Origin of the sequence: Pseudidiomarina tainanensis (assembly GCF_004214835.1) — a bacterium.
GTDB classification, from domain to species: Bacteria; Pseudomonadota; Gammaproteobacteria; order Enterobacterales; family Alteromonadaceae; genus Pseudidiomarina; species Pseudidiomarina tainanensis.
This window is the reverse complement of record NZ_PIQJ01000002.1, coordinates 13,911-33,932: the sequence shown is the minus strand read 5'-3', so window position 1 is coordinate 33,932 and position 20,022 is coordinate 13,911. Positions and strand designations below refer to the sequence as shown.

Here is a 20,022-nt window from a genome sequence, read left to right as displayed (position 1 = left end):
GTAATTTATGACGATTAAAGTGGGTATTAACGGTTTAGGCCGAATTGGCCGACTCGCGCTACGCTTGATTGCGCAGAATCCGGCATTTGAGCTTATACGGGTGAACGATCCGGGCGCAGACGCTGCGACCTTTGCGCATTTACTAAACTTCGACTCTGTGCACGGGCGTTGGCAACATGAGGCATCTGCGTCTGATGAGGCGCTCGTTATTCAAGGCAAATCCATTTCATTCACTCGTTTTAAAACAATTACTGAGAATAACTGGGGTGATTGCGACATCGTGTTAGAAGCATCCGGCAAAATGAAAACGGTTGCTGTATTGAATGATTATCTGCAACAGGGCGTCAAACGCGTTGTTGTATCGGCACCAGTCAAAGAATCTGGCGCATTAAATATTGTGATGGGCGTTAATGACCATCTGTTCGACCCATTCCAACATCGTATCGTTACGGCTGCCTCGTGCACAACAAACTGTCTTGCACCGGTAGTTAAAGTGTTGCAAGAGAAAATAGGTATCAAGCACGGATCCATTACCACCATCCATGACTTAACCAATACGCAAAGCATTCTCGATGCTCCGCATAAAGATTTACGGCGTGCCCGCGCTTGCGGAATGAGTCTTATCCCAACCTCGACCGGGTCTGCCACCGCGATTATTGAAATCTTCCCTGAGCTAAAAGGTAAAATCGATGGCCATGCCGTGCGTGTCCCATTAGCCAATGCGTCATTAACAGACTGCGTATTTGAAGTCGAACGGCCAACCAATTCAGAAGAAATTAACGGCTGGATGCAAGAGGCCGCACGGGGGAAGTTACAAGGAATTCTTGGTTATGAAGACCGCCCATTGGTGTCGATTGATTATAAAACAGACCCACGTTCGAGCATTGTTGATGCGCTCTCAACCAAAGTCATTAACGGCACACATGTGAAGCTTTACGCTTGGTATGACAACGAATGGGGCTATGCGAATCGCACTGTTGAGTTGATGGAGAAAGTAGGGCAATGCTAGCGCAACTGTCACCGGCGATTCGCCAGTACATACTGGTAACTGGCAATTACTGGGCTTTTACCCTGACTGATGGCGCGCTACGCATGTTGGTGGTGCTTCATTTTCATCAGCTCGGTTATAGTGCATTTGAAGTCGCGATGCTGTTTTTGTTCTATGAATTTTTTGGAGTGGTGACGAATTTAGTCGGTGGCTATTTGGGGGCACGCTGGGGTTTGAATCGCACCATGAATATTGGTCTCGGCCTCCAAATTATTGCGCTCGCAATGCTTTTAGTGCCGAGTAGCTGGTTGACCATTCTATGGGTGATGTTAGCCCAGGCGCTCTCTGGTATTGCCAAAGACCTCAACAAAATGAGCGCAAAAAGTACCATCAAGTTGCTGGTACCCGAAAGCGCGCAAGGGCAACTTTACAAGTGGGTGGCACTGCTCACCGGATCGAAAAACACCTTGAAAGGCGTCGGCTTTTTCCTCGGTGGCGTCTTACTGACTTGTCTGGGTTTTGCTGGCGCAGTATTAAGTATGACCTCCATATTAACGCTGGTGTGGATCTCCAGTTTGATTTTCTTGAACCGAGAATCTGGGAAAGCCACATTTAAGCCGAAATTTAAGGAGTTATTCTCTAAAAGTCGCCCTATAAATGTTCTCTCAGCGGCGAGATTTTTATTGTTCGGCGCGCGTGACGTTTGGTTTGTGGTTGCGCTTCCGGTATTTCTTGCCAGTGAGTTGCAGTGGGATCACTGGCAGGTTGGTAGCTTTCTTGCCTTATGGATTATTGGTTACGGCTTGGTACAAAGCTTTGCCCCTAAATTAACCGCAACAACAATAACTGACCGCGCCTCGCATCAAGCCACGCTTTGGGGGGCGTTACTAACTTTTACGCCATTACTAATTGCTGGAGCTCTTTGGTTACAACTTTCGGTGACCTTCGTCATTATTGTAGGCTTGGCACTCTTTGGTCTCTTATTTGCGATTAACTCATCACTCCATAGCTACCTCATCGTGTCATATTCACGAGCCGATGGGGTGTCTCTTGACGTTGGCTTTTACTATATGGCGAACGCTGCGGGCCGCTTGTTGGGGACTGTACTATCAGGTTGGGTCTATCAGCACAGCGGATTGGTGGCGTGTCTGATGATCTCAGGACTATTGTTAGCATTATCGACATTGGTCGTTCGGCAGTTACCGCAACGAACAGGCATTTAGGCAACGAACGCGAACTGCTAGTTCATTGTCGATTGCCGTAAAATAACCAGAGTTGGTTTGCGCCAAGCTGATAACTCAACACGGCCGTGTCGAATATCAACCGTTGTCGCTAAGAATTCGTTGCCGTGTTGAACAAAACCGCTGGTGAGCACCTGAAAGGTTTCAATATTTTCAGCATGTGCTCTGAGCTTCGCCGCATGTTCAGTCAACAAGAAACTTTCTAATTCTGCTTGGGTAGGCAAGCGCAGCTCTGGGTGTGCTGATAACACTTGTTTCGCATCATATGCAGACAATAAAACAATGTCACCGCTACATGTATTAGCGGCCGAAGCTTGCCCATACCAACATGGTTGCCAAGGGGTGTCGCATGCAACAGCTGTAGGCGCTAGCAGGTAAATGAAGATAACTGCGACCATTTTGTTCATTAGAACTCCTTGAGCATGGCCCAAAAAATCCAAATCCACGCCACAATAAAGCAAACCCCGCCGATGGGTGTTATTGGGCCAAAGAATTTAATTCCTGTTAACGCCAACAAGTATAGACTACCAGAGAACAAGATAATGCCAGCCAGCATGATCCAGCCGCCGGTTCGCAACCCACCAGCGTGAGGGTATGGAATTAGCAGTACGGCAACCATTAGCAGACCAAGTGCATGATAAATTTGATACTGAACGCCCGTTTGAAAAACATCGAGCATTTCTGGGCTAATTAACTTTTCCAAACCATGTGCCCCAAATGCGCCGAGAATTACCCCTAACGCCATATTGATTGCACCGAGCATAACGAATACTTTCATACTATGTTTATGACTTACGTTGATGAATGACGTTTAAAATGTAACTGAAAAGGAATCACTATGCTCGTTCAAAATGCACAAGAAGCGCTACATATTCTGGAAGATAATGATGTGATCTGGTGCCAATCCATGGCCGCAACACCATATAAGCTTCTTGAAGGGCTAGCCGAGGTTGCCCTTTCTCGTAAAAATTTAACGTTATTACAGTTGCATACTGAACATAGTGAGATTTTAAGTGACCCAAACCTGAAAGGGCATCTTCGTCAACGCGCGTTCTTTGTCGGTAAGTCAACGCGCGCTGCTGTGAATGAAGGTTTGGCTGATTATGTGCCAATGTTCTTGTCTGAAATTCCTAAATTATTTCGCTCGGGTGAACAGCCTTTGGACGCCGTGCTAATTCAGGTGTCGCCACCCGATGCCCATGGTAACTGCAGTCTGGGCATTTCCGTTGAAGCAACGCGAGCCGCGTTGCAGGTGGCACGAAAAGTTATTGCCTGGATTAATCCGCGGATGCCACGCACCCATGGCGATTCCTTTATTTCGCTGAAGCAAATCGATCGCTATTTTGAAGCAGAAGCGAGCTTGCCACTGCATGCACAACCGCAGCAATCAGCAGTAACCACGCAAATTGGCGAGCGTGTAGCAAGCCTGATTAATGATGGCGATTGTCTACAAATGGGCATCGGTGCTATTCCAGATGCGACGTTGCGTTGCTTAGGTAATCATAGAGATTTGGGAATTCATACTGAGATGTTCTCGGATGGCGTGTTGCCGCTGGTTGAGAGTGGCGTAATTAATAATTCGCGCAAACGTAAACACCGGGGACGTATTGTTACCACGTTCGCCATGGGCAGCCAGCAACTTTATGATTTTGTTGATGATAATCCATTGGTCGCGTTTTTAGACGTGGAATATACCAATGACACTTCGGTGATTCGCCAAAACAAACAAGTCATGGCCATTAACAGCGCGTTGCAAATCGATTTGAGTGGGCAAGTTTGCGCTGATTCAATGGGAACCAAAATCTATTCCGGCGTGGGCGGACAAATGGATTTTGTGCGCGGCGCCAGTTTATCGGAAGGCGGTCGCTCAGTGATTGCTCTACCAGCAACAGCTTGCGGTGGTCAGGTTTCTCGTATCAGCAGCATGCTGAATCCTGGCGCTGGTGTGGTAACAACTCGTGCCCATGTACACTATGTGGTAACTGAATTTGGTGTCGCTAATTTGCGCGCGAAGAGTCTGACAGAACGAGCCGAAGCACTCATCCATATTGCTGCCCCACAATTTCGCGAACAACTGGCAAAACAAGCTTGGGAAGATTGGGGATTGCGCGTGCGTACCTCGTAAGAGGTACTCACGAAAGCACAATAACCGCACTCCCTTCAGTGACATAGATCAAAATTTAATCATGTACTAGGCTTACTATCAGACAAGGTAGTCTCATTTCTCGATGATCCACAAGGAGGACATCTAATGAAACCTAGTACGATAACTAAGTTGTACCCGAAACTGTCTACGCTTGCAGTAGTAACAGGGTTGCTACTAACAGCAGGAAGCTCAGTTGCCGTTGCATCGGATGATGGTAAAAAGGCCTATGAGGCGAACTGCCAGGCTTGTCATCAACCCAATGGGCAAGGTTTGCCGGGCGCTTTCCCTCCGCTTGCCGGTAACCCACATGTCGTTGATGATAAGCTGCACGTGGTGCGAACTATTTTAAAAGGCATGTCCGGTCCGCTGGAAGTAAATGGTCAGAAATACAATGCTGTCATGCCGCCCATGCAACATATTAGCGATGAAGATATTGCTGATATTGCCAACTATGTTTTATCAAGTTGGGGCAATAAAGGTGGTGAAGTAACCGAAGATGAAGTGGAGCAAGTTCGCGTTGATCTGGGCTTAAAAGATCGCGCGGGAGGTCAGCCGCATCAAGGCTCAACCGCTGCTGAAGTCAGTTATAAAGGCGCTCCATCGGCTGTTTCTGGCGGAAAAATGGTGAAAACTCCAGGCGCGCCGGATATCAGCGAAGAGGAATTTGCTAAGGCACAGGAAATTTATTTCCAGCGGTGTGCTGGGTGTCACGGTGTGTTGCGTAAAGGGGCAACAGGTTTGCCGTTAACCACCGATATCACCCAGAAGAAAGGCACCGATTACCTTAAAGCGTTAATCAACTTTGGTTCGCCAGGTGGTATGCCAAACTGGGGCACGTCCGGAGAACTGAGCGAAAAAGACATCGATATGATGGCGCGGTTCTTACAACATGAGCCACCAACCCCGCCGGAGTGGGGTATGAAGGACATGAAAGAGTCTTGGGTGGTACACGTTAAGCCAGAAGATCGTCCGAAAAAGCCACAGCATAATTATGATGTCGATAATATGTTCGCTGTGACGCTCCGTGATGCTGGTGAGGTTGCCATTATTGACGGTGCGAGCAAGAAGGTACTGAATTATGTGAAAACCGGTTATGCGGTTCATATTTCCCGTGCTTCAAGCTCTGGTCGTTACTTCACGACGATTGGCCGAGATGGCAAAATTGACCTAATCGATTTGTATATGAACCCACCGCAAGTTGTTGCCGAAATCAAGATTGGTCTAGAGGCGCGTTCGGTTGAGAACTCTCGCTACAAAGGCTATGAAGATAAAATTGCAATCGCTGGCGCCTACTGGCCTCCGCACTACGTGTTGATGGATGGTGAATCGTTAGAGCCACATAAAATCGTTTCAACGCGTGGTATGACGGTTGATACGCAAGAGTATCATCCAGAACCTCGTGTTGCCGCCATTGTGGGTTCGCATAAACATCCTGAGTTTATTGTTAACGTGAAAGAAACCGGCCAAATTAAGCTGGTGAATTATTCCGATATCGATAACTTACAGGTCACTACCATCGACGCAGCACCATTCTTACATGATGGTGGTTGGGATCGTTCAGGTCGCTATTTTATGACCGCAGCGAATGAAAATGACACCATCGCCGTTGTCGATGCGCAAGATCGTGAGCTGGAGGCATTAATTCCGGTGAAACGTATTCCGCACCCTGGTCGTGGCGCCAACTTTGTTGATCCGAAGTATGGTCCAGTCTGGGCGACAAGCGCCTTAGGTAACGCCGATATCACGTTAATTGGTACCGACCCTGAGAAGCACAAAGACCATGCGTTTAAAGTTGTCCGTGTGTTAGAGGGGCAAGGCGGTGGTTCGTTATTCATTAAAACTCACCCGAAATCAAATAACTTGTGGGTTGATACACCATTTAACCCAGATGCCAAAGTTGCCCAATCCGTTGCTGTATTTGATATCAACAACCTAGACGCTGGTTATAAAACGTTACCGATTGCCGAATGGGCGGATTTAGGTCCAGGCCCGAAACGTATCGTTCAGCCAGAGTACAATATGGCTGGTGACGAAGTTTGGTTCTCGGTATGGAGTGGTCAAGAAGAAGAATCAGCGATTGTTATCGTCGACGATAAAACACGCAAGCTGAAACATGTCATTAAAGGAGAGAAAATGGTCACTCCTACTGGCAAGTTCAATAACTACAACACACGGAACGAGGTGTACTAAGCGTGAAATATACAGCACTTGCTGGTGTTGTGGCTGGGGCATTAGGGTTAATGCCCCAGTTAACACTGGCTTTACCACAAGATGTGAATGAAGCAGCAACAACTCAGCAAAACGCTGACATGGAAGTGATTACCGTGGTTGCCCATCGGCAACCACGCCAACTTTCCGAGGTGGCGGGTACAGTAACGATCATTGACGAAGATGACTTACAACGCGATCTCGTTATTAGCGCTGCCGACTTAGTTCGGTATCAACCAGGAGTAGAGCTCGATGACGATAGCAGCCGGTTTGGTAACAGCGGTTTTCGTATACGTGGTATTGGCGGTAACCGCACCGCAGTCGTAATCGATCAAGTTCCGGTAGCCGATTACTTTGCAGTTGGAAGTTATTCAGATACCGGGCGAGGTTTGCTCGAATTAGGGTTAGCTAGTCGCGTTGAAATTTTACGCGGTCCGGCATCCACAATGTATGGTAGCAAAGCCTTAGGTGGTGTGGTCGCCGTTCATTTGCTAGATGCGGAAGACGTATTACTTAATGGTAAGCGAGGTTCACGATTACAAGCCGGCTTTAACACCGACAGTCATCGTGCCAACCTGATGGGAGCAACAGCATTCGGTGATGGTGGTACTCGATTGCTATTAGCTGGAGCTATTCAATACGGCGAAGATGTTCGCTCGGCTGATTTAGCAGATGCTTTACGCGACGAGCAACAAAGACGTCAGCAAGCATTGTTGGTTAGTGCTGAAACTGATACTTATTTGGGTGAATGGCAGTTTACGCTCGATGCGATGAATGAATCGCGAGACACAGACGTTCAATCAATTATTGGAACCGGACGACTCAGCGCAACCACAAGTTTGCTTGGTGAAGATAGTCGTCAACAGTACCGCTTATTGGCAGAACTCAATCTTGATCCGATGGCATGGATTGATCGCGGTAGCTGGCGCTTATACCATCAAGCGACGGAAATTGAGCAAGACTCTTTTGAGCAACGAATGCTTTTACCCGAGCCTTTGGATATCGAGCGGTTGTTTGATTTTGAGCAAACAACAACGGGGATCGGAGCCGATCTTGAAACTGATACTGAGTTGGCCAATACGCGTCACCGAATCGGCTATGGTTTTGAATTGATGAGTTCAACTCTAGAAGATCAGCGAGATGCAGCGCAAACGAATTTGGTAACGAACGAAACAACGAAAACATTGTTAGGTGAAACGTTTCCGCTGCGAGACTTCCCTCGAAGCCGAGTGACGGAACTCGGTGTTTATCTGCACGATGAATTCGAATTATGGGATAACGGACCGACTGTTAGTCCGGGTATACGCTACGAGCATTACAAATTACGAACGCGTGACGATGCTCTGTTTTCGGAGCGTTATCCAGACTCGGAAGTGACTGATCTGACACATGACGCCTGGCTGCCCAAGCTCGGTATGATTTGGTCAGTATCGGATAACTCCGAATGGTTTGCTCAGTATGCTCGTGGCTATCGTGCGCCGCCGTTTTCTGACGTCAATATCGGTCTGTATTATCCGCAATTTAGAGTGCTGGCGATTGCCAACCCTGATTTGAAAGCAGAGCGTGGCTACGCTTTTGAAACCGGTTTCCGCGGTCGAGATAGCGATACTCAGTGGTCAATAACGGCTTATCACAACCGCTATAGTGACTTTATTCAAAGCCGAGCATCATTGGGATTCGACCCTGCCCGTCAACTATTGATTTTCCAGTCGATTAACCGCGACAAGGTCGTGATTGAGGGTATAGAAGCAAATTGGGAACAACAGTGGTCAGCGGCATGGTCAAGCGCGATAAGCGCTGAATATAGCCGTGGAGAAGACCGTGAAAGTGGTCGTGATTTGGCTGATGTAACACCGCCTCGTATCATCGCCGAACTTCAATATGAAGCCCAAGATTGGGATACGCGATTGGTGCTAACCGCTGTGCGAGGTCAGCGCGCATTACTCGATGAGGCAGACAGCCCATTATTCTCAGCACCTGGCTATGCAACCTTCGATTGGCTTTCACGTTGGTACGTCACGCCCGATCTGAACATAACGGCAGGCCTATTTAACCTGACAGATAAGCGTTACTGGCGAAATGCCCGGGTTAGTGGAATGCCAATCGATGATCCATCATTACCGGTATTAGCTGAAGCGGGGCGTAGTTTCGGCGCATCCGTTTATTATCGGTTCTAAATTAAATACGTAAAAAAATTCGAAAATTGTTGACAACTTACGGTTTCGCCTCTATATCGTCAGTGACGCAAAGAGGCGTTACCGTTTACCTGTAGTTGTTGGTCTGGAGGATGGGCACACAATGGCAACAATGAACCGTGATCAAATTATGAAGAAGCCGTTTAACGACTTCAAAAACTACCCGTACGGCTTTGCTCGTTCGGGCGATTTTTCAATTCGCGAAAGTGAGCTGTTAGCAAAACACGGCAGTTTGATTGCGGCGTTGATGAGTGGTGAGCTTGAACCTGAATCAGCCGAAGAACAATCAATGTTAGCCGTAGCGCGCGGCGAAAAAGCAGCGGATACGGCAGTTGAAAAAGCTTGGTCGAAATATCAAGCGCGTATCAATCGTCCGAAAGTAGGCAGTATGTACGGCCGCAGTCGCTACACTGATGAAGCATTTGAAATCAGTGGTAGTGATGACGACGATATCGTTGTAGAAGATTAAAAAAAGCGCCTTTACGGCGCTTTTTTTTAGGCTTGTTCGCGTCTAATTGCACGATGTGCAATATCGGTGCGGAAATAAACGTTATTCCAGTTTATTTTGTGAAGTGCTGCATAAGCTTGCTGTTGCGCGTCGGTGACGCTGTCACCAATTGCGGTGACGCATAGAACACGCCCACCGGCAGTCACCAGCTCACCATGCTCGTTTCGCTTGGTACCAGCGTGGAAAACTTTAGCGCCGTTTGCCTCAGCTGCTTCAATGCCAGTAATGACATCGCCCTTCGCGTAGCTATCAGGGTAACCACCGGCGGCCATCACAACACCGACCGTTGCACGTGGATCAAAATCGATACTTTGACCCGCGAGCTCGCCAGCACAAGCTAATTGACAAAGTTCGACTAAATCTGAACGTAAGCGCAACATAATCGGCTGTGTTTCCGGGTCACCGAAACGACAATTAAACTCAAGTACTTTGGCTGTACCGTCTGGCGCAATCATCAATCCTGCGTAGAGGAAGCCAGTATAAGGATTGCCTTCTGCTGACATTCCTTCAACGGTTGGTTGAATGACATGTTGCATCACCCAGTCATGTACCACAGGCGTAACCACTGGGGCAGGTGAATAAGCGCCCATACCACCGGTATTTGGGCCTTTATCACCATTATCACGGGCTTTATGGTCTTGGCTTGACGCAAATGGTAACGCTGTTTTGCCATCAACCATGACAATAAAGCTGGCCTCTTCACCTACTAAAAACTCTTCGATGACAACTCGGCTACCAGCTTCACCAAAACGATTACCGGCGAGCATATCGTCAATTGCGGCGAACGCTTCAGCTTCAGTCTCTGCAATAATAACGCCTTTGCCTGCAGCCAGACCGTCGGCCTTAATCACAATAGGTGTACCGTGTTCACGAACATAATTTTTCGCCGCATCAATGTCGGTGAAGTTACCGTAAGCAGCTGTTGGGATATTGTGACGCGCTAAAAAATCTTTACTAAACGCTTTCGAGCCTTCCAACTGAGCAGCTGCTTGCGTTGGGCCAAATATTGATAAACCAGCGGCGGTAAACTTATCGACTACACCAAGTACAAGCGGAGCTTCTGGGCCGACAATCGTCAAACCGATATTCTTGTCTTGTGCGAAAGCGAGTAAAGCATCAATGTCATCAGCGGCAATCGCCACATTCTCGATGCCTGATTCAGTTGCTGTGCCCGCATTTCCGGGTGCAACATAAACCATTTCAACAGCGTTTGACTGCGCTGCTTTCCAAGCTAATGCATGTTCGCGACCACCGCCGCCAATTACCAATACGTTCATGAACTCTCTCGTTACGATTTAGGTTTTACAAATTTCAGAGTGAAGCGATCGCTTTCACCAATTGCAGTATATTTCTCTCGCTCTTCGTCGCCTAAGCGCAAGGTCGGTGGTAGTGTCCAGACGCCGCGAGGATGATCGGCAGTATCTTTCGGGTTGCTGTTGATAGCACTGCTCTCTACTAGTTCAAAACCGGCTGCCTTCGCCATGGCAACTGCAAAGCTTTCTTTCATGTAGCCGGAGCTCGCCATATCTTCGTCTGAGCGTGACTCTGGCAAGCGATGATCAACAACGCCTAACACACCACCTGGCTTTAACGCGTTATAAAACTGCGTAAACGCATTCTTTACCGCCTCTTCACCACCGCCCATATACCAGTTGTGCAGGTTACGGAACGTCAGCACCATATCAGCGCTTGCTGGTGGTGCAATAACGCTGTCGCCCATGGGGGCGAATTCGGTTACAACGACTGCATTAAATGCAGCGTCGTTAGCGACGCGATCTATAAATGCTTGGCGTGAACGCTGATAATATTCACTGCTACTGTTTGCTGGGAAATGCGCTGCGTAAAGTAACCCTTTGTCTTTCAAATACGGTGCTAGGATTTCGGTATACCACCCGCCACCAGGAGAAATCTCAACCACGGTAGAGGTTGGCTCAACACCAAAAAACGCTAACGTTTCAGCGGGATGACGAAATTCATCGCGGGCTTTATTACGCTCTGAGCGAGCTTCAGAGTTAATCGCTTGTTGCAATGCATCCGCATTTGCTGAATTTGCTTGCGCTGATTCCGAACAAGCGTTCAGGCTTAGCACGGTAAGAGGAATGAACAACAGATTTAACAGACGAGTACGTGCAGTCATTATCTTGCTCCTTAGCTATAAGATAGCTTCATCCTAAACCGTGCTAGCCATTTCGGCAAACGAATCCGTTAGTGACGGAAGTGGCGCATGCCGGTAAACACCATGGCAATACCGTGTTCGTTCGCGGCCGCAATGATTTCGTCATCACGAATTGAACCGCCAGGTTGAATAATTGCGGTAATACCCGCAGCGGCTGCTGCATCAATACCATCGCGGAATGGGAAAAACGCATCTGAAGCCATTACTGAACCAGGCACTTCTAAGTTTTCATCGGCAGCTTTAATACCAGCAATCTTGGCACTGTATACGCGGCTCATTTGGCCGGCACCAACACCAATTGTCATGCCATCACGGGCGTACACAATCGCGTTTGATTTAACAAATTTGGCAACTTTCCAGCAGAACAACAAATCTTGTAATTGCGCTTCAGTCGGCTGCTTCTCGGTCACAACTTTCAGATCATCAAGGGTAATTTCGCCTTGATCATTATCTTGCACTAACAAGCCGCCATTCACGCGCTTGTAATCAAGGCTAGCGCTATGCTTGTCTGGCCACTGACCGCACTCCAAGAGGCGCACATTCGCTTTACTCGCTACCACATCGCGCGCCGCTGGGCTGACGACTGGGGCAATAATCACTTCAACGAACTGGCGATCAACAATTGCTTTAGCTGTATCAACGTCGAGCTCACGGTTAAAGGCAATAATGCCACCGAATGCTGATGTCGGGTCCGTTTTAAAAGCCCGCTCATATGCGGCCAACGGTGTATCACCAATCGCAACACCACATGGGTTCGCGTGTTTCACAATCACACAAGCCGGTTGCTCAAATGATTTCACACATTCAAGCGCCGCATCAGTGTCAGCGATATTGTTGAACGATAGTTCCTTTCCCTGCAATTGCACGGCGGTTGCAACAGAAGCTTCTGTTGGCTTCGATTCGACATAGAAAGCCGCTTGTTGATGGCTATTTTCGCCATAACGCAAATCTTGTTTCTTCTCAAACTGAACATTAAAGGTTCTTGGAAACTTGCTTTCTTGTTGCGGCAGACGAGCACCGAAGTAATTGGCAATCATGCCATCATACTGTGCCGTATGCTCAAAGGCTTTAATTGCGAGGTCAAAACGCGTATCAAATGTCAGACTGTTTTGGTTTGCATCCATCTCGGCAATCACACGGTCATAATCGTTTGTATTCACAACAATGGTCACATCGCGATGATTTTTAGCCGCGGCGCGAACCATCGTAGGACCGCCGATATCGATATTTTCAACGGCATCTTCGTGTGAGCAATTTTCATCCGCAACGGTTTCAGCAAATGGATAGAGATTCACCGCAACCAAATCGATTGGCGCAATATTTTGTTCAGCCATAACCTGCTGGTCCACGTCGCGACGCGCCAAAATGCCGCCATGAATCTTCGGATGCAGGGTCTTCACGCGACCGTCCATAATTTCAGGTTGTCCCGTGTGCTCCGAGACGTCGGTTACCGGTACTTGATGCTCACGAAGTAATTTTGCTGTGCCGCCGGTTGATAAGATAGCGACGCCGCGTTGCACGAGCGCTTGTGCAAAAGCGACGATTCCAGTTTTGTCGGAAACACTTAAAAGGGCGCGTTGAATAGGACGATGTTGCATGGTTGCTCTACCTTTCTGATGTCTTACAAAGAAAAAAAGAGCACACAAGGCGCTCTTTTTCCGGGGGCACTTAGTTCATGCCGTATTTTTTCAGCTTCTTACGCAAAGTACCGCGGTTGATGCCGAGCATCGTTGCGGCGCGGGTTTGATTACCACGCGTGTAGGTCATGACCTCTTCCAATAATGGAGCTTCTACTTCAGCGAGCACTAATTCATATAGCTCTTCAGGATCGTGTCCGTCAAGCTGTTTCAAAAATGAATTCAACGCCTGCTTTACCGAATCACGCAGCGGTTTCGGCTGAGCATTGTTACCAATTGTGGTAAATGGAGAAATCGGATCACGATTTGCGTTTTGATCAAACATAGGTGCGCTCTATCTCTTCTAGTTTACTGTTGCAAAAAACTTCGTCAGGGCATTTAGTTGTTCGTTAGCATCTTCAATGCTGACAAACTCCCGACGAAAAGCTGACGCAGGTTGTTGCTGTTGTAAGTACCAACCCACATGTTTTCGGGCAATCCGAACACCGCTATAGTCACCATAGTGGTTGTGAAGGTTGCGAACATGGCGAATGACCACATCACAAACTTCATCTGCATTTGGTGGCGGCAGTTGTTCACCAGTTGCCAAGTAGTGCGCAATTTCGCGAAACAACCACGGATTCCCCTGTGCACCGCGGCCAATCATGATGGCATCGGCGCCGGTATACTCAAGAACCTGTTTCGCCTTCTCAGGCGTGGTGATATCACCATTAGCAACCACTGGAATACGAACCGACTCTTTAATAGCTCGAATGGTGTCGTATTCTGCGTTGCCTTTGTACATACATGCGCGAGTTCTGCCATGAACGGCTAGCGATTGAATACCAAGTCGCTCAGCAATCTTAGCTATTGCTACACCGTTGCGATTGTCTGGATCCCAGCCCGTACGTATTTTTAGCGTAACGGGCACATCAACTGCTGCCACCACCGCTGATATAATTTCTTCAACCAGCTGTGGATATTGCAGCAAGGCAGAGCCCGCTAACTTTTTGTTTACCTTTTTTGCAGGGCAACCCATGTTGATATCAATAATCTGTGCGCCATTATTCACGTTGTGAATTGCCGCAGCTGCCATCAACTCTGGCTCAGAACCTGCAATTTGCACTGCTCGAATACCTGGCTCATCTGCGTGCTCCATACGGTCACGTGATTTCTTGGTATCCCACACCAACGGATTGCTCGATAACATTTCAGACACCGTTAACCCTGCTCCCAACTCTCGGCACAAACGTCGAAAGGGAAGGTCGGTTACTCCCGCCATTGGCGCAAGTATTACTGGATTGTCTAATTGATATGGTCCGATCCGCATCGGTTAAAAACTGTGCAACTCAAGGGTGGGAAATTTTAGGGAATTTGGCGGCTAAAGAAAAGGCTGTAATTTGTACAAAAGCCGCCTTTTTTGTACTTTTTGCTCTTGACAAATTGCAGGAATATTACAGTCTGCGCTGGGCGTGGAGCATTACCCAGCCATCTTTGACCTGTGGCGGGCTGAATTCAAAATGCTCTTGATACGCTGCCTGCACGGCAGGGATCTGTCGTTCGAGTATGCCAGACATGACGAGTTCACCACCTTCGGCGACATAATCTGTAATAACTTGAGCAAGTTCCTGTAATGGTCCGGCAAGAATATTGGCGGCGACTACGTCGGCTTTGAGCGTTGGTTGGTTACTTGGTAGATAAACTTCAAGTTGCTCGGCGACACCGTTGCGCTCTGCATTTTCCATGCTCGCTAGCAAAGCTTGTTTATCAATATCAATACCAACGGCTCGTTTAGCACCGAGTAATAACGCACCAATGGCTAAAATACCGGAACCACAGCCAAAATCGACCACAGTTTTATCAGCAAGGTCTTGTCCATCTAACCATCCTAAACATAGTGCGGTTGTGGGGTGTGTGCCGGTGCCAAATGCCATGCCGGGATCAAGCATGATATTAACAGCCGCCGGATCGGGAATTTCACGCCAAGTTGGGCAAACCCATAAGCGCTTGCCAAATTGAATCGGGTGGAAGTTATCCATCCACTCGCGTTCCCAATCTTTGTCTTCTAATTGGTCGGTTTTGTAGTTAAATCCGTCTTTGAAGTAACTCGATTTCTTCAAATTCTCGATAACTGGCGCTAAGTTGGTTTCCGCAGGGAATAAACCAGTGACCAGTGTTTCTTGCCAATAAACGAGCTCGCCAAGAGGTGGTTCAAAAATCGGATTATCTTGTGCATCGCGGTAGGTTACGGCCATAGCGCCGTTGCCTTCAAGCATGTCCCCAATGTTGGGGGCATGCTTTTCAGGCGCTGAAACAGTTAATTGAATCCAAGGCATCGGGTTTAGTGACCACCCATACCAAGTTTCTTCTCCAGATAGTGGATATTCGTGCCACCATGCTGGAAGTTCTCGTCAGCCATAATATTTTTTTGCAACGGCACGTTGGTTTTAATACCTTCAATGATTAACTCACTGAGTGCATTACGCATACGAGCAATCGCAACATCACGGTTTTCACCGTAAGTAATGAGCTTACCAATCATAGAGTCGTAGTTTGGCGGCACTTTGTAGTCTGCGTAAACATGTGAATCCCAACGCACACCAAGACCACCTGGCGGATGGAAGCGTGAGATCAAACCGGGCGACGGTACGAACGTGTTTGGATCTTCAGCGTTGATACGACATTCAATCGCATGCCCACGAATCACGATATCTTCTTGCGAGATAGACAATTGACGACCGGCAGCAACACGCAGTTGCTCTTTAATTAGGTCGATGCCCGTGATCATTTCAGTCACCGGATGCTCTACCTGAATACGGGTATTCATTTCAATGAAATAGAACTCACCGTTTTCGTACAAGAATTCGAAGGTACCGGCACCGCGGTAACCGATCTCAATACAAGCCTTCACACAGCGCTCACCAATGAACTTACGCATTTCAGGTGTGACACCTGGTGCTGGGGCTTCTTCAACGACTTTCTGGTGGCGACGCTGCATTGAACAGTCGCGCTCACCTAAATAAACGGCGTTGCCCTGACCATCAGCAAGTACTTGAATTTCGATGTGACGAGGATTCTCTAGGAATTTTTCCATGTACACCATCGAATTACCAAAGGCTGCACCAGCTTCAGCTTTGGTTGTGCTAATTGCGCGCAGTAACTCGTCTTCTTTACGAACAACGCGCATACCGCGGCCACCACCACCACCAGCTGCTTTTACAATCACTGGATAACCAATGCGTTTAGCAATCTTAATATTTGTCGCATCGTCATCACCAAGCGGGCCACCAGAACCTGGTACGCATGGAACGCCAGCTTTCTTCATTGCTTCAATCGCGGATACTTTATCACCCATCAGGCGAATTACATCAGCGGTTGGGCCAACAAAGATAAATCCTGAGTTTTCCACTTGCTCAGCAAAATCGGCATTTTCCGCCAAGAAGCCGTAGCCTGGATGAATTGCTGCTGCATCGGTGATTTCTGCCGCACTGATAATGCGCGGAATATTCAAATAGCTATCCGTTGATGGACCGTTGCCGATACAAATCGATTCATCCGCCAACAACACATGCTTCAAATTGCGGTCCACAGTGGAATGCACTGCGACCGTCTTGATACCGAGTTCTTTACAAGCGCGCAGAATACGCAGCGCAATTTCGCCTCGGTTTGCAATCACTACCTTATCTAACATGACGATGTCCTGTGTCGATATATTTATTCGATGACAAACAGAGGTTGGTCGAATTCGACCGGCTCGCCGTTCTCAACAAGAATTTGCTTCACCACCCCGCCTTTATCGGCTTCAATTTGGTTCATCATCTTCATGGCTTCAACAATACATAGCGTATCGCCAGCTTTTACTTGTTGACCAACGCTAACGAAGTCTGCTGCACCTGGTGCTGGGGCCGCATAGAAGGTACCAACCATTGGTGATTTCACTACGTGACCTGATAACTCAGGTGCCGCAGGCGCTTCAGCCGCAGCTGGTGCTGAAGCCGGAGCAGGAGCTGGCGCTGCCATCATTTGTTGTGGTGGCAGTTGATAGTGCATCGGAGCACTGTGGCTACCGCCGCGGTGAATACGTACTGACTCTTCACCTTCAGTGATTTCTAACTCGGCAATGCCTGATTCTTCGACCAGTTCGATCAGTTTTTTAATTTTACGAATATCCATGATCTGTTATGACCCCAATGGTTTGTGTTCGTTATTGCTTGCTTAAAAAGTGCTTGGCGGCTTGTAACGCAAAGTCATAACCTTGCGCACCGAAACCACAAATCACACCAACAGCAACATCGGCTAAAAAGGAATGCTGACGAAATTCTTCGCGAGCGTGAATATTGGAAAGATGTATTTCAGTAAATGGTATTGCTACCCCAGCCAATGCATCACGCAAAGCGATGCTAGTGTGTGTGTAGGCGCCAGGGTTAATAATGATGTAATCGACGTGTGATGTGCGCGCTTCATGAACCCAGTCAATCAACTGGTGCTCGGCATTGGATTGCCGGCAATCAAGGGTGATGCCCATTGACTCAGCGTGTTCGCGTAAGCGATGCTCAATCTTATCGAGGGTGTCGCTGCCATAGATTTCTGGCTCACGCGTACCTAACAAGTTCAAGTTAGGGCCGTTGAGTAGAAGCACTCTGAATTTTTTATCGTTATTTGCTGTCATAATGCTGCGATCTGCTGCGAACGTATCAAGATTGATATTAGAGGCCAAGTTCGGCCTCTAATTCAACACCTAATTCAGCATTATAGTGAAAAAATGAAAATAAGCAGCAAAATACTGGTCTTATCACCGCCGTTCGCTGCAAGTTTTAACGTGTTTTTAACTCTTCGATGTGTTCAGCGAAGTTTTCTGCCGACATAAACCCAGTCACCCGCGAGCGATTTATTTCCTGTTCTGCTTTAAAGAACAGAATTGTCGGCAAGCCGAGCACTTGATATTCGCTTAAAATGGCATTGTTTGATGCTGTATTAGCGGTTACATCGGCCTGCAATAGCACAACATCCGCTGTTGCATTGGCTACCTGTTCGGCAGAGAACGTGTCCCGTTCAAATTCTTTACACGCAACGCACCAATCGGCATAAAGATCCAGCATCACAACCTGATCATTACGAGCTGCCGTTGCTAATTGCTGTTGAATTTCAGCAACCGATGACACTTGAACAAACGGCAGCGTGTGGTGTGACTGTGGCCACCAGCTATATAAAAGTACGCCACCGATGATAATCCAAATAGCGACGAAACGAGCTGCGACTTTCCGAGAAAGCTCACGGACATCGGCTTGAATTAAATAAGCCGCACTTGCTGCAATAAAGATAACCCAGAGCCAATCAGCAACAACGTAGGGAATTAGTCGCTCGACTAGCACAATGGCAACGCCCAACAACACCACTCCGAACACCCGTTTGATGGTATTCATCCACGCACCAGCTTTTGGCAGCAGCTTGCCGCCAGTAACACCGAAAGCCAGTAACGGGAGTCCCATACCCACACTTAAGGCGTAGAGAACGGCGGCGCCAATGGTGAGGTCACCCGATTGCGCAATAAACAAAAGTACGCCTGATAGCGGCGCGGTAGTACATGGTGAAGCGATTAACCCAGAAATTGCTCCCATGGTGAACACGCTACGATGCGCGCCACCGCGTTGTGATTGGCTGAGCTGATTGAGGTAATTTTGCCATCGTTGTGGTAATTGTAATGTGTAGGCGCCAAGCATACTTAGCGCAAGCAGCACAAACACGACTGCTAAGGTAATGAGTATTGCAGGATGTTGTAGCATCGCTTGGTAGCGTAATCCTGCCAGTGCAACGACCACTCCTAATACCGAATAAGTAATGGCCATGCCTTGTACGTACGCAAGGCTTAAGGTGAAAGCGCGGTGGGTACTTAGTTGCTTTGGTTGGCTAGTGCCGGCGCCAGTCTGTCCCATAATGATCGCGGAAATAATCGGATACATCGGCAATACACATGGGGTAAACGCCAAACCAATACCCAGCACTACAAAGAGCAATAAAACTAGCCATAAGGGCTTCTCGATGATCGCATCAAAAAATGTCGATGAAGTGGTTTGTTGCGAATTTTCGGTGACCTGCTGGAAATCAATGGCGACTGAACCATCGCCTTTCACAGCGTTGAGATAAATGGTCTTTTCAGTGGGCGGATAACATAAGCCAGCATCAGCACAACCTTGATATGAAATAGTAAACGCTTGATCAGGGCTCGCTTGGCTTAATTGATAGGTTAGTTCGACAAATTCGCGGTAGACAATTGTTTCACCGAAGAACTCATCAAAGTGAGCTTCGCCCTCTGGCAACTGTGGCTCTTGCTTCAACTGAACCGGTGTTTTGATGACGAACCGGTGCTGGTACATATAGTAGCTATCAGCAATCTCCCAACTTAGCGTGAGTACGTCGCCTTGCTGACGAAAGTCGAACTGAAATGCATCATCAACCGGTAGAAACTGGTTTTGTTGGGCGAACGGGTCATCTTGTCCCAGTTCAAACTGGGCCTGGGCAACAGCAATCGATGGCAATACCAGCCACAGCGACAACATAACAAGTAAGCTTCGAAACCACATTGACTTCATGATTGGGTGACCTGTGTAATCCAATTTAAATAGCTTTCTGAGCCCTCGGTAATAGCGAGAGCCACAATTTCTGGAACATCGTACGGATGCGCAGTTTGAATGAGTTCAAATAGTGCATCAAGTGAACCGACGGTTGTCTTGATTTGTAGCAAAACTTCTTCATCGGCATGAATGTGGTCATCCCACCAGTACATGGATGTGCAGGGTGCTGAAATATTGATGCATGCCGCATGTCGTGCGCGAAGTATCTTATCTGCTAAAGCTTTGGCTACATGTTTATCAGGACAACTACAAATCACTAAACGATATTCTGTCGTCATACATACACCCATTCGTTAAATTTTGGTCAGTATA

Annotated in this window: 19 protein-coding genes; 6 read left to right on the top strand and 13 right to left on the bottom strand. The window is 47.8% G+C overall.

Annotated elements, in window-relative coordinates:
• Positions 1-7: 7 nt before the first annotated feature.
• Entirely contained in the window at positions 8-1,009 is a 1,002-nt protein-coding gene (locus CWI82_RS08740) for an ArsJ-associated glyceraldehyde-3-phosphate dehydrogenase (protein ID WP_130203250.1), read from the top strand.
• Positions 1,003-2,211, top strand: a complete 1,209-nt coding sequence (arsJ, locus tag CWI82_RS08735; protein WP_130203249.1) for an organoarsenical effux MFS transporter ArsJ — start codon at positions 1,003-1,005, stop codon at positions 2,209-2,211. Before CWI82_RS08740 ends, arsJ begins: the two co-directional genes overlap by 7 nt.
• A gap of 17 nt (positions 2,212-2,228) precedes the next feature.
• Here arsJ and CWI82_RS08730 read toward each other — a convergent pair whose 3' ends face one another.
• On the bottom strand, positions 2,229-2,636 hold the full coding sequence (locus CWI82_RS08730) for a hypothetical protein (protein ID WP_130203248.1): 408 nt from the start codon (positions 2,634-2,636) through the stop codon (positions 2,229-2,231).
• Complete coding sequence (locus tag CWI82_RS08725) at positions 2,636-3,007, bottom strand: DUF423 domain-containing protein (RefSeq protein WP_092857004.1); 372 nt, start codon at positions 3,005-3,007, stop codon at positions 2,636-2,638. Before CWI82_RS08725 ends, CWI82_RS08730 begins: the two co-directional genes overlap by 1 nt.
• A 60-nt stretch (positions 3,008-3,067) precedes the next feature.
• Here CWI82_RS08725 and CWI82_RS08720 point away from each other — a divergent pair, with 60 nt between their 5' ends.
• The 4 genes from CWI82_RS08720 to maoP all read left to right on the top strand — a co-directional run bounded on the left by CWI82_RS08720 (position 3,068) and on the right by maoP (position 9,247).
• Positions 3,068-4,354, top strand: coding sequence for an acetyl-CoA hydrolase/transferase family protein (locus tag CWI82_RS08720; RefSeq protein ID WP_130203247.1), 1,287 nt, complete (start codon positions 3,068-3,070; stop codon positions 4,352-4,354).
• Between the two features lie 126 nt (positions 4,355-4,480).
• Positions 4,481-6,565, top strand: a complete 2,085-nt coding sequence (locus CWI82_RS08715) for a cytochrome D1 domain-containing protein (protein ID WP_130203246.1) — start codon at positions 4,481-4,483, stop codon at positions 6,563-6,565.
• A gap of 2 nt (positions 6,566-6,567) precedes the next feature.
• Entirely contained in the window at positions 6,568-8,760 is a 2,193-nt protein-coding gene (locus tag CWI82_RS08710) for a TonB-dependent receptor domain-containing protein (protein ID WP_130203245.1), read from the top strand.
• A gap of 121 nt (positions 8,761-8,881) precedes the next feature.
• Positions 8,882-9,247, top strand: a complete 366-nt coding sequence (maoP, locus tag CWI82_RS08705) for a DUF413 domain-containing protein (protein WP_130203244.1) — start codon at positions 8,882-8,884, stop codon at positions 9,245-9,247.
• Positions 9,248-9,273: 26 nt separating this feature from the next.
• On the opposite strand, the gene purD is transcribed toward maoP, so the two are convergent.
• The 11 genes from purD to cutA form a co-directional block, all read right to left on the bottom strand.
• Positions 9,274-10,563, bottom strand: coding sequence for a phosphoribosylamine--glycine ligase (gene purD / locus CWI82_RS08700; protein WP_130203243.1), 1,290 nt, complete (start codon positions 10,561-10,563; stop codon positions 9,274-9,276).
• A gap of 11 nt (positions 10,564-10,574) precedes the next feature.
• Positions 10,575-11,423, bottom strand: a complete 849-nt coding sequence (locus tag CWI82_RS08695) for a class I SAM-dependent methyltransferase (protein WP_130203242.1) — start codon at positions 11,421-11,423, stop codon at positions 10,575-10,577.
• A 68-nt stretch (positions 11,424-11,491) separates the two neighbouring features.
• The gene (gene purH / locus CWI82_RS08690) at positions 11,492-13,060 is read right to left on the bottom strand and encodes a bifunctional phosphoribosylaminoimidazolecarboxamide formyltransferase/IMP cyclohydrolase (RefSeq protein ID WP_130203241.1); all 1,569 of its coding nucleotides are present in this window, start codon (positions 13,058-13,060) and stop codon (positions 11,492-11,494) included.
• Positions 13,061-13,130: 70 nt separating this feature from the next.
• Positions 13,131-13,424 (bottom strand): DNA-binding transcriptional regulator Fis, encoded by a 294-nt coding sequence (gene fis, locus CWI82_RS08685; RefSeq protein ID WP_092593808.1) that lies wholly within the window; start codon positions 13,422-13,424, stop codon positions 13,131-13,133.
• Between the two features lie 18 nt (positions 13,425-13,442).
• Positions 13,443-14,408, bottom strand: a complete 966-nt coding sequence (gene dusB, locus CWI82_RS08680; RefSeq protein WP_130203240.1) for a tRNA dihydrouridine synthase DusB — start codon at positions 14,406-14,408, stop codon at positions 13,443-13,445.
• 124 nt (positions 14,409-14,532) lie between these two features.
• Entirely contained in the window at positions 14,533-15,414 is an 882-nt protein-coding gene (prmA, locus tag CWI82_RS08675; protein ID WP_130203239.1) for a 50S ribosomal protein L11 methyltransferase, read from the bottom strand.
• 5 nt (positions 15,415-15,419) lie between these two features.
• Positions 15,420-16,769, bottom strand: a complete 1,350-nt coding sequence (accC, locus tag CWI82_RS08670; protein WP_092856984.1) for an acetyl-CoA carboxylase biotin carboxylase subunit — start codon at positions 16,767-16,769, stop codon at positions 15,420-15,422.
• Positions 16,770-16,792: 23 nt separating this feature from the next.
• Positions 16,793-17,251, bottom strand: a complete 459-nt coding sequence (gene accB / locus CWI82_RS08665) for an acetyl-CoA carboxylase biotin carboxyl carrier protein (RefSeq protein WP_092856982.1) — start codon at positions 17,249-17,251, stop codon at positions 16,793-16,795.
• Positions 17,252-17,282: 31 nt separating this feature from the next.
• On the bottom strand, positions 17,283-17,747 hold the full coding sequence (aroQ, locus tag CWI82_RS08660; RefSeq protein WP_092857575.1) for a type II 3-dehydroquinate dehydratase: 465 nt from the start codon (positions 17,745-17,747) through the stop codon (positions 17,283-17,285).
• A 145-nt stretch (positions 17,748-17,892) separates the two neighbouring features.
• A complete protein-coding gene (locus CWI82_RS08655; protein WP_407681428.1) occupies positions 17,893-19,659 on the bottom strand; it encodes a protein-disulfide reductase DsbD in 1,767 nt (588 codons plus the stop codon).
• A 5-nt stretch (positions 19,660-19,664) separates the two neighbouring features.
• Positions 19,665-19,988: a divalent-cation tolerance protein CutA gene (gene cutA / locus CWI82_RS08650; RefSeq protein WP_165383909.1), complete on the bottom strand. Its 324-nt coding sequence runs from the start codon at positions 19,986-19,988 to the stop codon at positions 19,665-19,667.
• Between the last annotated feature and the right edge of the window lie 34 nt (positions 19,989-20,022).